The sequence below is a fragment of the Rhodococcus sp. 11-3 genome (assembly GCF_023704055.1).
Classification (GTDB): domain Bacteria; phylum Actinomycetota; class Actinomycetes; order Mycobacteriales; family Mycobacteriaceae; genus Rhodococcus; species Rhodococcus aetherivorans.
This window is the reverse complement of sequence record NZ_CP080406.1, coordinates 195,895-209,000: the sequence shown is the minus strand read 5'-3', so window position 1 is coordinate 209,000 and position 13,106 is coordinate 195,895. Positions and strand designations below refer to the sequence as shown.

Here is a 13,106-nt window from a genome sequence, read left to right as displayed (position 1 = left end):
TCAGCGCAGAGTGACCTGACGACTGCGCAGGCCGTCGCGCGAGCGCCGCTCGGCGGCGGTGAGCGGCGCGTCGACCGCCAAGGCATCGGCGAGCCGGGCACCGAACTCGGCGGTCGGGGCGACCCACTCGTTGGGGTGCCGCTCGGGGTCGAGATCGAACACCGGCACGAGCAGGCCGTGGGTGCGGAACGACCCGGCGAACCGCGAGCCCTCCCCCAGGTGCAGTCCGCCCGCGGCGTGCACCCGCGACAACGCGGACATCAGGGTGTCCTCGTCCTCCGGACGCACCCAGCGCAGGTGCGCCTTCTCACCGGCATCCACCCACCAGGCGGCGACGACGCCCTCGCCCTCGAGCCGTGCGGACGGCATGATCGCGTCGTTGGCGTGCTTGACGGTGTGCGCGACGTCGGGTGAGACCTCGACGCCCTCGGGGATCCACCAGTCGAAGTCCTGGTGCACGGTGATCTCCGGGACGACGTCGACGTCGATCAGATCGTGCAGGCGCGGCTCGTCCGGTCCGGGTTCGGCGACGGCGAGCGACGACCCGGCCTCCGCCTCCCGGGCCCACGCGATCGCGGCGCCGAGCTCGGCGGCCGGGTCGGGGCCGGCGGCGGCGAGCTGCAGCCCGACGTACGCGGTGGTTTCGTCGCCCTCCTCGCGGGCGAGCGCGGCGACGGCGCCGGGCAGCACGGTGGCCGCGCGGACGGCCCGGCCGGGCGTGGTCAACGGCAGCGTGAACACCGCCGACGGAACGAACTCGCGCAGGGCCACCAGGTCGCACTCGAGGGCGAGACCCTCGAACGGCCGGGTGACCGTGGCAGCCTCGGCCTCCCGGGCGAGCCGGCGCTGCTCGAGCTTCGCGGCACGGTTGCTGCCGGGCTTGGGTCCGCTGTTTCTCTTACTCTTCTTGGCCACGGCGCAAAACTACACGCCGCGCGAAGCGCCGAGCAGAAGCTTGGTGCGCCCCGGATGATTGGTGGCCACCCAGCCGACGCCGAGGTCGCGGCACAGTTCGACGTCGGCGGGATCGTCGACGGTCCAGCAGTAGGTGGCGCGGCCCGCGGCAGCCGCCTTGTCGACGAGCTCGGGGTGCTGGCGCAGCGTGAGGATCGAGGGGCCGATCGCGGTGGCCCCGACGGTGGTGGCGGCGCTGCCCCCGAGATAGCGGGAGGTGTCGCCGAGGAGCACCGTCGGCAGCAGCGGCGCCGACCGCCGCACCCGCCACACCGCGGCGGCCGAGAACGACATCACGACGACGCGGGAGAAGTCCGCGGAGGCGGGGGTGGCGAGCCGGAAGCGGGCCAGCTCGGCGAGGAGTTTGGCCTCGACGAGCCCGCCGTAGCGCACGGGGTGCTTGGTCTCGACGAACAGCTTGACGGGCCGGCTGGTCCAGTCGAGGGTCAGCTCGATCAGCTGCCGCAGCGTCAGCAGGCGCGCCGGCTCGCCGGGGGTGCCGTAGTCGAGCTCCCCGAGCTGGGCGAGGGTCATCTCGCTGACCAGGCCGCTGCCGGTGGAGGTCCGGTCGACGGTGCGGTCGTGGATGCACACGAGATGCCCGTCGCGGGTGAGCCGCACGTCGCATTCGAGGCCGTCGGCGCCTTCCTGCAGCGCGAGTTCGTAGGCGGCGAGGGTGTGCTCGGCCCTGGCGGCGGAGGCCCCGCGGTGCGCGACGACGCGGGGTTCGCCGGCCGCCGTCACGAGGCCACCGCCTCGTCGGTGCGCGCGCCGACCGGTTCGATCGGCGCGATGGGTTCGTACTTGGGGCCGGTCGCCACGGTGCGGCGGGGCAGGCGGCGGGGACGGCCCCGCAGGTCCTCGTCGTCGAACAGCCGCACCACATGCAGTGCCGCGACGGCGACGGCCGCGGCGAGTGCGGCGGTCACCGCGGCGAGCAGCACCCCGTCCGCCTGCGCCTGCAGGGTGTCCCTCTGCCGCCACAGCACGTTGACGACGAACAGCACGCCGCCGAGCGCCCACAGCACCCACCACGTGCGCACGGCTCGCCGTAGCCGCGGGTCGTCGGGACCGGTGATCTCGGTGAGGAAGACGCCGGGCATCGCGAGGTTCACGCCGGGCACGAGGCACCCGAGCAGCAGCGAGATCCGGCCGCGCGGGTCGGCGGCACCGCGGGCGGCGAACAGCCGTCGCCGCACGCGGATCAGCCGCAGCGTCGCCGCGACCCCGGCGGCGAGGGCGACGGCAGGGCCGCACAACTGGGTGGCCCACACCAGGGCGTCGGACGCCGCGAGAGCGAGCGGGTCGACGAGGCGCGTGCGGTTGTACAGCAGCAGCCCGTAGCGGACGGCCTCTGCGACGGCGGCGAGGCCGAATACGACGGCGGTTCCGGCGAGCAGGGTCGGGGCGAGATCCGCGAGGGTTTCCTCACGCGACGGGGTCGACGGCTCGCCGGCCGGGCGAGGATCGGCAAGGCCCCAGCGCGGCACCTCGTGGTAGCGCGGAGCCGGGCCCGCCGGCCGCCGTCGCGGCCGGGGACCGTCCTGGCCGGAGCGGGCCTGCGGCGGCCGTGCCACCCAGCGGAAGTTGCGGCGCCCCGGTGGAACGGGGGCCGCGGTGTCGTCGGGGGACAGCAGCAGCCCGCGGCAGCCCGGGCACCACTGCCGGGGCTGCCAGGACACGGGCCAGCGGTGTCCGCAGCGGACGCAGATCTGGTAGGCGGCCATCAACAGATCTTCGCCGAGGCGTCGCCGTCGTGCCCGAGATCCCGTTCGCCGGCCTCGCGCACGTCGAGCAGCACGACCTCGGGACCGATCGGCGGCACGTCGGCGACCGTGACGGTGGGCACGTCGGGGAAGCTCACACCGTCAATACTGGCACGCCGCTGCGGCGCATGCAGCGACCACCGGGGATCCCGCCCACCCCATGGAGAAGGGCCGCCCGCCCGATTCGCCCCGTCCCGGCGGGGTCGTGTGAAAACGCCTCCGCCCGGGAGTTATCCACAGTTTCCACAGCTTCATCCACAGAGGGCTCAGTTTCCACAGCGGCACATCGCCTCACTCCGGGAACATTTCGGCGGTGAGCGGCCGGGCTGCTCGCGTCATTCGTTGCCCCACAGGCATCTTCTGCACCACCACCGCGCACGGTTCACGGCTTCCGGCGCACCGTCGGCGGCGAGTGCGCGCTTCGACGCAGACCGACGTGGTCTCCGGCGAACTGAAATGATCGACGGCATGGAACTACGGATCTTCACCGAACCTCAGCAGGGTGCCACCTACGACGACCTGCTCGCCGTCGCGCAGACGGCCGAGCGGCTCGGCTACGGCGCCTTCTTCCGTTCCGACCACTATCTCGCGATGAACTCCGCCGGCCTGCCCGGCCCGACGGACGCCTGGATCACGCTGGCCGGCCTGGCCCGGGAGACCTCCACGATCCGGCTGGGCACCCTGGTGACCTCCGCGACGTTCCGCCACCCCGGCCCCCTCGCGATCACCGTCGCCCAGGTCGATGCCATGAGCGGCGGCCGGGTCGACTTCGGGCTCGGGGCAGGCTGGTACGAGGAGGAGCACCTCGCCTACGGCATCCCCTTCCCGTCGCTGAAGGAGCGCTTCGACAAGTTCGAGGAGTCGCTCGCCGTGATCACCGGGCTGTGGCAGACGCCGGTCGGGGAGACCTTCTCGTACGAGGGTGCGCACCACCGCATCGTCGATTCACCGGCGCTGCCCAAGCCGCACCAGCGCTCCGGTCCGCCGATCGTGATCGGCGGCGGGGGCAAGCGCCGTACTCCGGCCCTCGCGGCCCGGTACGCGGACGAATTCAACATCCCGTTCCAGTCGGTGGAGGCCACCGCGGCCCAGTTCGCCCGCGTGCAGGACGCGTGCCGCGCGGCCGGCCGCGACCCTTCCGAGCTGACGTACTCGAACGCGCTCGTGCTGTGCTGCGGTAGCGACGAGGCGGAGATCGCCCGCCGCGCCGCCCGGATCGGGCGCGAGGTGGACGAGCTGCGGGAGAACGGTCTCGCCGGCACGCCCGCCGAGGTGGTCGACAAGATCGCCCGTTACGCCGAGGCCGGGTCGCAGCGCATCTACCTGCAGGTGCTGGATCTGGCCGACCTCGACCACCTCGAACTGGTGGCGCGGGAGGTCATGCCGGAAGTGTGACGACGAGGCGCGGTCAGTGGCTGCTGGTGGAACCGAGGAAGGCCGCGATTTCGCGGCTCCATTCCCGGTTGCGGGTGCGATCCAGCCGCCACCGGCCGTAGCCGAACACCGCGGCGGCGAGCAGGGCCGCGGCGAACCAGAGCGAAAGCCCGACCAGGACCGAGGAGATCTTCGCGCTCGTCGCGCTCAGCGGCGCGAGCGCCTGTTCGCCGTTCGGATCGACCCAGATCTGCACGTCGGCGCCGGCGGGTGTGCCGTAGTCCACCGTGACGTCACCCCGGCGCTTCTCGTCGCCCCAGGCCCAGGTGGCGGGCGCGGACGCGGAGGCCACCATCGTGAGCTCGCCGGCAGTGGCGTCCGTGGTCTCGGCCGCAGCCTGCGTCTTCGCCGTCACGAGGGTGCGTTCGGCGGTCTGCTGCACGGCGAGGGCCGACTGGGTGTCCCAGGTGCGGGCGCCGACCCAGCCGGCGAGGGGGATCGTCGCCAGGACCAGGAGCAGCACCGCCACGGCGAGTCGCGCCTCGGCACGGTCGGTGCGCCGGATCAGCGGGTGGCGGCCGCGCAGCCCCCGCCGCAGGACCCGCAGGTATCCGCTTGTGTTCCGCATCATCTCGGCCTCGATCCTCTCCCCCGTGACAACTCCCTCTTTCCAGAGTGATACGCACAGCTAACGACGGCAAGGCGTTCCGGCCAACGTCACACAACCCGGAAGTCGCCGATGCCGATCCGTTCGGGACCGAGCGCGGCGCGGGGCGTGGCGTCAGGCGCCGAGGCCGACCGGGCAGCTCACCCCGGTGGCGTGGACGGGGCAGTAGCCGTTCGGGTTCTTCGCCAGGTACTGCTGGTGGTAGTCCTCGGCGTAGTAGAACTGCGTGAGCGGCGCGATCTCGGTCGTCACGGCGCCGTAGCCGGCCGCGGCGAGCCGGGCGCCGAAGTTCTCGGCGGTGGCCTCGGCGATCTCGATCTGCCCCTCGTCGAACGTGTAGATCGCCGAGCGGTACTGGGTGCCGTGGTCGTTGCCCTGCCGCATGCCCTGCGTGGGGTCGTGGTTCTCCCAGAACTGCTTGAGGACGCCCTCGTAGGAGATCACCTTCGGATCGAACACGACCAGCACCACCTCGGTGTGCCCGGTCCGGCCCGAGCACACCTCCTCGTAGGTGGGGTTCGGGGTGTATCCCCCGGCATATCCCGCGGCCGTGGAGTACACGCCCTCGAGCCCCCAGAACTCCTTCTCCGCACCCCAGAAACAGCCCATGCCGAGAACGGCGGTCTGCATCCCTTCGGGAAACGGCGGCATGATGCGGTGCCCGTTGACGTAATGGGTGTCGGGAACGGGCAGCGGCTCGGCGCGGCCGGGCAGCGCCTGCTCCTGCGTGACCATCACCGACTTCGAACCCGCACGGGCGAGGATGTCGTCGAACCAGGACATGCCTCGATGCTACGCGCGCGGCTTCTCCACGGGTTCCGTCTCGGCCGCCACCTGGGGCGACGGGCGTGGCGACAACCACCGGGCGGTGATCCAGCGGGCGGCCGGCACCTCGACGCCGCGGTAGAGCAGTTCGGCGACGGCCGCGCACACCACCACGAAGGCGAGCACGGCACCGGTGCGGCCGAGGTGGGCGACCGTGTTCTCGTACACCCGGTAGAGCACCAGCGTGTGCACCAGATAGATCGCGTAGCTGCGGGTGGCGGTCCAGTGCAGCACCCGCGAGCGGGCGAACCGGCCGTCGATGCGGGAGAGCAGGACCACGCACGCGGTGACCACGACAATGGTCCACAGGTAGCGGCTGCCGGCCCAGTAGACCTGGTAGTCGGTGGCCAGGTGCACCACCTGGACCTGGGCGAGCAGCGCGACGATCAGCCACCGCCGGGACGTCAGCCGCGCCCAGCCGAGGTACACGATCTGGCCGAGGAACACGGTCGGCATCGTGGCCGCGACCTTAGACAGGAACGGCACCGTGTACGGCTCGGGCAGGTACAGGTTGTACAGCAGCACCAGCATGCACACCACGGCGCCGAGGACGGGCACCACGATGGGCCGGGTCCGCAGGAGCGGCCGGGCGGCGACGCAGTACAGATAGAACGTGATCTGCACGGCGAGGGTCCAGGTGACCCCGAGGACCGCGACCTCGGGCTTCAGGAAGAACCCGCCCAGGAAGAAGCTGAGCACGGCCTCGACGCCGGAGACGCCGGTCTGGCCGCTGAACATCCCGTTGATCCCGAGCCGCACCAGCAGGATCGCGGCGAGGATCGCAAGCCAGAACGCCGGCAGCAGCCGCGCGCTGCGGGCGACGAGGAAGCGCCGCGGTTCGTCGCGGATCGCGGAGCGGGTGATGAGCAGCCCGGTCAGGGTCATGAACATCGCGACCCCGAGGAAGGACAGGTGCTGATTGAGGCCGGCGCCCTCGACGAGCACCCGGTACACGACGTCGATGACCCACCAGCCGGTGCCGAGGTCGTCGATGAGATAGAAGGAGATGTGCGAGTACAGCACCGCCAGGACGGCGACGGTGCGGAGCAGGTTCACACCGGGCAGGTCCACACGTGGCGCCGGGGCGTCGTGCGTCCCGTCGCTCGCGAGGGGCCGAAACACCCGACGATGTTAAGGGCCCGTTCACCCGCCGGCCGAATTGTCCGGCGTTTCCGCAGGTAGGTCGTCGGTCCCTTTTCGGACGCCGACGCGACGCCCTCCGCCGCCACCGCCGCCCCGCACAACCGGCTGCGCGGGCGGTATTGCAGAGGGTGTACTTATGGGTTTGGGTGGAAACCCAGAAGTACTTGAAAATCACGCACGGGCCCCGCCGGGCCCGAAGAGAAGGGATCCTTCGTGGCTGAGTACACGCTTCCGGACCTGCCCTACGACTACGCCGCGCTCGAGCCGCACATCTCGGCGAAGATCATGGAGCTGCACCACAGCAAGCATCACGCGACCTACGTCGCCGGCGCCAACACCGCCCTCGAGAAGATGGCGGAGGCGCGGGAGAACGGCACGATGGCGGCGCAGGCCACCAAGCTGGAGAAGGACCTGGCCTTCCACCTCGGTGGCCACACCAACCACTCCGTCTTCTGGAAGAACCTGTCGCCGGAGGGTGGCGACAAGCCGGACGGCGAGCTCGGTGCCGCGATCGACGATGCGTTCGGTTCGTTCGACGCGTTCCGCGACCACTTCTCGGCGAACGCGAACTCGATCCAGGGCTCCGGCTGGTCCATCCTGGCCTGGGACTCCATCGGCCAGCGGCTGATCATCGTCCAGCTGTACGACCAGCAGGGCAACATCCCGATCGGCCTGACCCCGCTGCTCATGCTCGACATGTGGGAGCACGCCTTCTACCTGCAGTACCAGAACGTCAAGGCCGACTACGTCAAGGCCTTCTGGAACATCGTGAACTGGGCCGACGTGCAGGCCCGCTTCGACCGCGCCCGCACCCAGACCGCCGGTCTGCTGGTCTAGTCGCGTCGCACCTCGCGAAGGGGATGCCGGATTCCGGCATCCCCTTCGCGCGTTCCGGAGGGGCGCGCGACGGGGCTGGCACTCGGGGGCTCTTGTGTGCCAGCGGACGAAACGGTCATTCTTCACCTACCCAACGGCGTGTATCGGTCATCGACTGTCGTCACACCGAGGAGGTAGCGGGATGAGTGGGAACGAACAGATCGGCCTCGCCGCCTTCCACACCGGAGGATCCCTGCGGGGATTCGTGGTTTCGGGGCGGTGGCCGGAGAGCACGCGGGAATGGGCGCAGCTGCTCGCGGTGACGGTGCGGGTGGCGTCGCTGCCCGGCCTGCTGACCACGTCGACGGTGTTCGGGGTACGGGAGGAACTGCCCGACGACCCCGCGCCGGGCACGGTGGGCCTGGTGCTCGCGGAGGGTCCGGTGATCGGCGACGAGGCGGTGGAACCGGGCCGGTTCGCTGCGCACCAGCCGCCCGCCCTGATCATGCTGCACCCGCCGTCGGAGACGCGGCCGTCGCTGCCGGAGTGCACGGGTGCGGCGTCGGGGTGCGTGCTGCTGCCGGGGCTGCCGCACCTGGGCCTCGAGCACCGGGCCGCGTGGGTGGAGGCGGAGGCCGACGGGACGGTGACGTCGCTGGTCAGCCGGGTCGGAGTCGATCCCAACAGCGATCCCGACACCGCGGTTCTGGCCATGCTGCTCGCCGCCTGACCGGAACCCGCACCTCGAAGTTCGGGTTTCCAAACTTATTGCCGCCTTTGCCTTTTCGTGCAGCCCACGTTATGGTTGCCTAAGCGAAGGGGAGTAGCCCACAATCGCCCGGTCGACATACTGGCGTTCAGCCCGGCCCGGCGAACCGGATTCCGCACCGGTGGGCGAGACCTTCGGCCGCGACGCACCCGCGCCGCCCGGCCGGAGGAAGGTCCCCACCTCCTCCACACCGACACGCGAGGAGGAGGAACCCCCGGTATGTGGTCCGCCCTGGTCCTGAGTTTCGCCGTCGTGTTCGTCGCCGAACTCGGCGACAAGTCGCAGCTCATGGCGATGACGTTCGCCTTGCGCTACCGCTGGTGGGTGGTCCTGTCCGGCATCCTCGCGGCCACGACCGCGGTGCACCTCGTGTCCGTCGCCGTGGGCCACTACCTGGGCCTCGCGATCCCCACCTCGGCAATGGTGATCGTCGGCGGCCTGGCCTTCCTGTTCTTCGGCCTGTGGACGCTGCGCGGCGACTCCCTCGACGAGGACGAGCAGGGCAAGGCCGCCCGCGTCACCCGTTCGGCCTTCCTCGCCGTCCTGTCGGCCTTCTTCCTCGCCGAACTCGGCGACAAGACCATGCTCGCCACCATCGCCCTGGCCGCGGACAACGACTGGGCCGGCGTGTGGGTCGGCTCGACGATCGGCATGGTCGCCGCCGACGCGCTGGCCATCGTCGTCGGCGCCGTCCTCGGCAAGCACCTGCCCGAGAACGCGATCCGGCTGGCGGCGGCGGCGCTGTTCTTCGGGTTCGGCGCCTGGATGCTCGGCGAAGGCCTGGCCCCCGGCACGCCCGCCGGCCCGGTCGCGGGCGGGGTGACCCTCGCCGTCGCGCTCGCCGTCGTGACCGGCCGGGCGCTGCTGCGCCGCCGGACCGAGGTCGCACGGGTCCCCGTCGCCGTCGAGGAACCCGCCGAGCGGTAGAGCACCGCGCGGGTGCCTCCGCTTCCGCCTCCCCAGGAGTATGCTTGCCGATAGGCAAGTAAATGGAGGTGGGCATCACGACCGCACACGACCGCTTCGACGAGGAAGACGTCAACCGCCTGCGCGTGGCGCTCGGCCGCATCGCGCGCCGCGTCGACCGCCGCACCGCCGGCGCAGGTGGACTCACCCGGTCCCAGTTCTCGATCCTCGCCACCGTCGCCCGGCGCGAGACCGTCGGCGTGCGCGAGCTCGCCGAGATCGAGGGCCTCAATCCGACGATGCTCTCGCGGATGCTCGGCAAGCTCGAGGACGCCGGACTCCTGACCCGTTCCCCGGACCCGGACGACAAGCGCGTCGTCCGCGCCCACATCACCGAGGCCGGTGCCCGTACGTTCGCCGACCTGCGTCGCATGCGCACCGCAGTGTTCACCGAGCACCTCGCGGAACTGTCCCCCGAGCGGCTCCACGCCCTGCACGACGCCCTGCCGGCGCTCGAAGCGCTCGCCGAGCAGATGTGCCGTCGCTCCGCGGAGGAGCGCCGATGACCGTCCTCACCGACCTGCGCGGCCAGACCTTCGCCGCCTTCCGCGGCGCCAACTTCCGGCGCTACATCAGCGGCCAGGCGGTCTCCCTGATCGGCACGTGGATGCAGACGGTCGCCCAGTCGTGGCTGGTGCTCGAGCTCACCGGCTCCGGCACCGCGATCGGCCTCGTCCTGGCCCTGCAGACCGTGCCGATGCTGCTGCTCGGCCCCTACGGCGGGGTGGTCGCCGACCGCGTCGACAAGCGCCGGCTCATGATCGGCCTGCAGTCCGCGATGGGCGTGCAAGCCCTGATCCTGGGCCTGCTCACCGTCACCGGTGCCGTCCAGCTGTGGCACGTGTACGTCCTCGCCGTGGTGCTCGGACTCAACCAGTGCTTCGAGAACCCCGCCCGCCAGTCGTTCATGCTCGAACTCGTCGGACCGGAGGACCTGCGCAATGCCGTGAGCCTGCAGTCGGTGCTGGCGTCCGTCGCGCGCCTGATCGGCCCGGCCGTCGCGGGCCTGATCATCGCCGTCGGCGGTCTCGGCGTGTGCTTCCTGCTCAACGCGCTCAGCTTCGTCGCCGTCGTCGCCTCCCTGGCGAGGCTGGACCTGTCCCTGCTGCGCCCGTCGCCACCCGCCGCCCGCGCCCGCGGCCAGCTCCGCGAGGGGCTGGCGCACGTGCGGCAGACCCCGGCACTCGCGGTGCCGCTGCTGACGATGGCGCTGGTGGGCTGCCTGGCGTACGAGTTCCAGGTGGTGCTGCCCGTGGTCGCGCAGCAGACCTTCGGTGCCGGCGCCGAGACCTACGGCTTCCTCACCGCCGCGATGGGCGCCGGCGCAGTCGTGGGCGGGCTCGCCGTCGCCACGTGGGGTCGCACCGGCACGACCGCCGTGGTGGCCACCTCCGCGGTGTTCGGCGTGGTGCTGCTCGCGGCCGCGGTGGCGCCCACGCTCGAGCTCATGCTCGCCGCGATGGTGCTGGTCGGCGTCCTCAGCGTCGCGTTCACCGCCACCACCAACAGCTCCCTGCAGCTCGCCGCGGCCCCCGGCATGCGCGGGCGCGTGATGGCGCTGTTCGCGGTGGCCTTCCTCGGCTCCACCGCGATCGGCGGCCCGATCGCCGGGTGGGTCAGCGAACAGTGGGGCGGCCGGGCCGGACTGCTGCTCGGCGCCGCCGCGTGCCTCGTCGCCGCGGGCGTCGGCGCGACGCGCCTCGGACGCGACGGCGGGCCGGAGTCGTGACCCCGGCCGCCCGGTGCCGGGCGGCCGCGCCAGGGCCCGCTTCAGTCGAGCAGATCGGGCTGGGCGGCGACGATGCGTTGATACAGCGGCTGGAACTGGAACCATCCGGCGTACTCGAGTCCGACCTGGTCGTACGTCAACTTCGCGGTGGCGGCGTCGAGGGGGCGGGGGGTGCCGGCGGCCATGGCGATCAGTTGGGCCTGGCACGACCGTTCCATGGTGATGAACCACCACGCGGCCGAGTCGACCGTCTGACCCACGGTGAGCAGCCCGTGATTGGCGAGCACGACGGCCTTGTTGTCGCCGAGGGCGGTGGCGATACGTCGGCCCTCCTCGACGTCGAGCACCACACCGGTGTAGTCGTCGAACACCGCGTGATCGTCGTAGAAGGCACAGGCGTCCTGCGTCAGCGGCTCGAGTCCGATCTTCAGGCTCGACAGCGATTTGCCGTAGAGGGAGTGCGCGTGCGCGGCGGCCACCGCGTCCGGACGCGCAGCATGGACCTGGGAATGGATGGCGAAGGCCGCCCGATTGACGGGCCGGTTCCCCTCGACGATCTCGCCCTCGTGGTTGACCAGGATCAGATCGCTCGCCCGGATCAGGCTGAAGTGCACTCCGAAGGGGTTGACCCAGAAGTGGTCGGAATGCTCGGGATCGCGAGCTGTGATGTGGCCGGCGACGCCTTCGTCGAAGCCGCATGCACTGAACAGCCGGAACGCTGCGGCCAGGCGCTGCTTGCGGTGCAGGCGCTCCTCGTCGGCCGAGCCGAACGTCGGTGGCCGTGGCACCTCGATCCCCGGACCTGTCTGCGCTGCGTCGGTCATGAGCACTCCTTCCCGAGGGCCGATCTCGTGTCCCGGTTCATACTCGGCCTTCGCTTCGCCCGTGACCATCGGCAACAGAGCCGAACTTCGGGCATCCTGTTCGGCAATTTCACGAGAGCGCCGGCGCGACCATCGACCGGACGAGCCCGTCGACCGTGCGCAGATCCCACCCGGTCAACTGCTGCCAGCGTTCGAGCCGGTACGCGAGCGAATTGGGATGCAGGTGCAGTCTCCGGGCGGCCGCGCTGGCCGAGAACCCGCTCTGGGCGAACGCCGAGACCGCTTCGGCCAGGTGCGGGTGCCGGGCCGCGATCTCCGCGCCCTTCGCCAACATCGGCGCCAGCTCCTCCCGGTGTTCGAAGAGGATCGCCGGCAGCCAGCACTCGTCGAAGTCGGCGGTCTGTGCCCGGCCCCGCACCAGCGCGAGCGCGCGCCGGGCGTCACCGATGCTCGTTGTCGCCCCCTCCAGGCCCCGACGGGCGAGCCCCAATCCCACCGACATGTCGGGGCGCACGTGCCGGATCGCGTCGACGACCACCGAACTCGCGACCGTCTGGAAGACGGTGACGACCGTGGTGCCGCGTCGGCTGCACAGCGCCGGCGCCGGTCCGTCGTCCAGCGCGTGCTGCAGTCCCTGCAGCTGCACATCGGACCACGCCTCGGACGGCGTGCATGCGGCTCGGAACATCCCGTCCGGGTCCAGCCCCAGCGCAGCGGCCAGCGTTCGGGCCTCCTCCGTCGGGTGTCCCTGCTCGAGCAGTTCGAACAGCAGCGCGCGGCGATTGGCCCGTACCGCCTGCGCCGTGCGGGTGGCGTCGTCGTGTCCCATCGCCACCGCGGTCGTCCCCGCATGGACGAGGTCCCACAGCAGCCCCCCGGCGTGCAGCAGTTCCGTGGTGGGCTCCGGCGCGTGCTCGACGAGAGCGCGCCACAGTTCTCGCGACCCGATGTGGAAGGACTCGATCACATTCGCAAGGGTCAACCCCTGCAGTGCCCGTTGCCTGCCGAGTTGCCGGGCACGCTCGAACTCGGGGCCTGCCGGGTGCGTGTCTGCGGGACGATCCGCGAGCAACCGGAGGGTGACGAGGAACTGTTGCCGGGTCGATTCGCGGTGCTCGTCCGGCGGCACCACCAGGTAGGTCGGCAGACGTTCGCGGATCCGGTCGACCGCCTCGGCCGACAACGCGTCGAGGTCGGCGATCACCGCGTCACACAACCCGGCGATCGAACTGTCGGATTCCACGGTGCCCCTCCTCCGCTACCGGGCGTTACC

Annotated in this window: 15 protein-coding genes; 6 read left to right on the top strand and 9 right to left on the bottom strand. The window is 71.3% G+C overall.

Annotation, left to right across the window (positions count from 1 at the left end; translation table 11 throughout):
• The 4 genes from KZJ41_RS00935 to KZJ41_RS00920 are packed head-to-tail and all read right to left on the bottom strand — an operon-like array spanning window position 1 to window position 2,818.
• The gene (locus KZJ41_RS00935; protein WP_006944642.1) at window positions 1-915 is read right to left on the bottom strand and encodes a DUF5926 family protein; all 915 of its coding nucleotides are present in this window, start codon (window positions 913-915) and stop codon (window positions 1-3) included.
• 9 nt (window positions 916-924) lie between these two features.
• Window positions 925-1,698, bottom strand: coding sequence for a glycerophosphodiester phosphodiesterase (locus KZJ41_RS00930; protein WP_065923220.1), 774 nt, complete (start codon window positions 1,696-1,698; stop codon window positions 925-927).
• Entirely contained in the window at window positions 1,695-2,681 is a 987-nt protein-coding gene (locus KZJ41_RS00925) for a DUF4328 domain-containing protein (RefSeq protein ID WP_006944644.1), read from the bottom strand. The genes KZJ41_RS00930 and KZJ41_RS00925 overlap by 4 nt, the downstream gene beginning before the upstream one ends.
• Window positions 2,681-2,818 carry a hypothetical protein gene (locus KZJ41_RS00920; RefSeq protein WP_202916712.1) on the bottom strand — a complete coding sequence of 46 codons (138 nt, stop codon included), beginning with the start codon at window positions 2,816-2,818 and terminating at the stop codon, window positions 2,681-2,683. The genes KZJ41_RS00925 and KZJ41_RS00920 overlap by 1 nt, the downstream gene beginning before the upstream one ends.
• A gap of 370 nt (window positions 2,819-3,188) precedes the next feature.
• Between KZJ41_RS00920 and KZJ41_RS00915 the strand changes: the two genes are divergently transcribed.
• The gene (locus KZJ41_RS00915; protein WP_029546935.1) at window positions 3,189-4,115 is read left to right on the top strand and encodes an LLM class F420-dependent oxidoreductase; all 927 of its coding nucleotides are present in this window, start codon (window positions 3,189-3,191) and stop codon (window positions 4,113-4,115) included.
• A 13-nt stretch (window positions 4,116-4,128) separates the two neighbouring features.
• Here the strand turns inward: KZJ41_RS00915 and KZJ41_RS00910 are convergent, their stop codons facing one another.
• From KZJ41_RS00910 to KZJ41_RS00900, 3 genes are all read right to left on the bottom strand, one after another.
• Window positions 4,129-4,725: a hypothetical protein gene (locus KZJ41_RS00910; protein WP_006944648.1), complete on the bottom strand. Its 597-nt coding sequence runs from the start codon at window positions 4,723-4,725 to the stop codon at window positions 4,129-4,131.
• Window positions 4,726-4,875: 150 nt separating this feature from the next.
• Window positions 4,876-5,544 (bottom strand): peptide-methionine (S)-S-oxide reductase MsrA, encoded by a 669-nt coding sequence (gene msrA, locus KZJ41_RS00905; RefSeq protein WP_006944650.1) that lies wholly within the window; start codon window positions 5,542-5,544, stop codon window positions 4,876-4,878.
• A 9-nt stretch (window positions 5,545-5,553) separates the two neighbouring features.
• The gene (locus KZJ41_RS00900) at window positions 5,554-6,657 is read right to left on the bottom strand and encodes an acyltransferase (protein WP_029546934.1); all 1,104 of its coding nucleotides are present in this window, start codon (window positions 6,655-6,657) and stop codon (window positions 5,554-5,556) included.
• Window positions 6,658-6,942: 285 nt separating this feature from the next.
• Between KZJ41_RS00900 and KZJ41_RS00895 the strand changes: the two genes are divergently transcribed.
• From KZJ41_RS00895 to KZJ41_RS00875, 5 genes are all read left to right on the top strand, one after another.
• Window positions 6,943-7,566: a superoxide dismutase gene (locus KZJ41_RS00895; RefSeq protein ID WP_006944654.1), complete on the top strand. Its 624-nt coding sequence runs from the start codon at window positions 6,943-6,945 to the stop codon at window positions 7,564-7,566.
• 181 nt (window positions 7,567-7,747) lie between these two features.
• Entirely contained in the window at window positions 7,748-8,275 is a 528-nt protein-coding gene (locus KZJ41_RS00890; protein WP_006944656.1) for a hypothetical protein, read from the top strand.
• Between the two features lie 258 nt (window positions 8,276-8,533).
• Window positions 8,534-9,241, top strand: a complete 708-nt coding sequence (locus KZJ41_RS00885) for a TMEM165/GDT1 family protein (protein WP_029546933.1) — start codon at window positions 8,534-8,536, stop codon at window positions 9,239-9,241.
• Window positions 9,242-9,366: 125 nt separating this feature from the next.
• Window positions 9,367-9,786, top strand: coding sequence for a MarR family winged helix-turn-helix transcriptional regulator (locus KZJ41_RS00880; protein WP_029546932.1), 420 nt, complete (start codon window positions 9,367-9,369; stop codon window positions 9,784-9,786).
• Window positions 9,783-11,009, top strand: coding sequence for an MFS transporter (locus KZJ41_RS00875; RefSeq protein WP_029546931.1), 1,227 nt, complete (start codon window positions 9,783-9,785; stop codon window positions 11,007-11,009). The genes KZJ41_RS00880 and KZJ41_RS00875 overlap by 4 nt, the downstream gene beginning before the upstream one ends.
• Before the next feature lie 41 nt (window positions 11,010-11,050).
• Here KZJ41_RS00875 and KZJ41_RS00870 read toward each other — a convergent pair whose 3' ends face one another.
• The gene (locus tag KZJ41_RS00870; RefSeq protein WP_006944669.1) at window positions 11,051-11,833 is read right to left on the bottom strand and encodes a class II aldolase/adducin family protein; all 783 of its coding nucleotides are present in this window, start codon (window positions 11,831-11,833) and stop codon (window positions 11,051-11,053) included.
• 109 nt (window positions 11,834-11,942) lie between these two features.
• Entirely contained in the window at window positions 11,943-13,076 is a 1,134-nt protein-coding gene (locus KZJ41_RS00865) for a CdaR family transcriptional regulator (RefSeq protein ID WP_029546930.1), read from the bottom strand.
• Window positions 13,077-13,106 lie beyond the last annotated feature (30 nt).

Excerpts from the sequence above, each read along its gene's own strand:
- KZJ41_RS00925 (WP_006944644.1), bottom strand. The coding sequence starts at position 2,681 with ATGGCCGCCTACCAGATCTGCGTCCGCTGCGGACACCGCTGGCCCGTG.
- KZJ41_RS00915 (WP_029546935.1), top strand. The coding sequence starts at position 3,189 with ATGGAACTACGGATCTTCACCGAACCTCAGCAGGGTGCCACCTACGAC.
- KZJ41_RS00910 (WP_006944648.1), bottom strand. The coding sequence starts at position 4,725 with ATGATGCGGAACACAAGCGGATACCTGCGGGTCCTGCGGCGGGGGCTG.
- msrA (WP_006944650.1), bottom strand. The coding sequence starts at position 5,544 with ATGTCCTGGTTCGACGACATCCTCGCCCGTGCGGGTTCGAAGTCGGTG.
- KZJ41_RS00890 (WP_006944656.1), top strand. The coding sequence starts at position 7,748 with ATGAGTGGGAACGAACAGATCGGCCTCGCCGCCTTCCACACCGGAGGA.
- KZJ41_RS00885 (WP_029546933.1), top strand. The coding sequence starts at position 8,534 with ATGTGGTCCGCCCTGGTCCTGAGTTTCGCCGTCGTGTTCGTCGCCGAA.
- KZJ41_RS00875 (WP_029546931.1), top strand. The coding sequence starts at position 9,783 with ATGACCGTCCTCACCGACCTGCGCGGCCAGACCTTCGCCGCCTTCCGC.
- KZJ41_RS00870 (WP_006944669.1), bottom strand. The coding sequence starts at position 11,833 with ATGACCGACGCAGCGCAGACAGGTCCGGGGATCGAGGTGCCACGGCCA.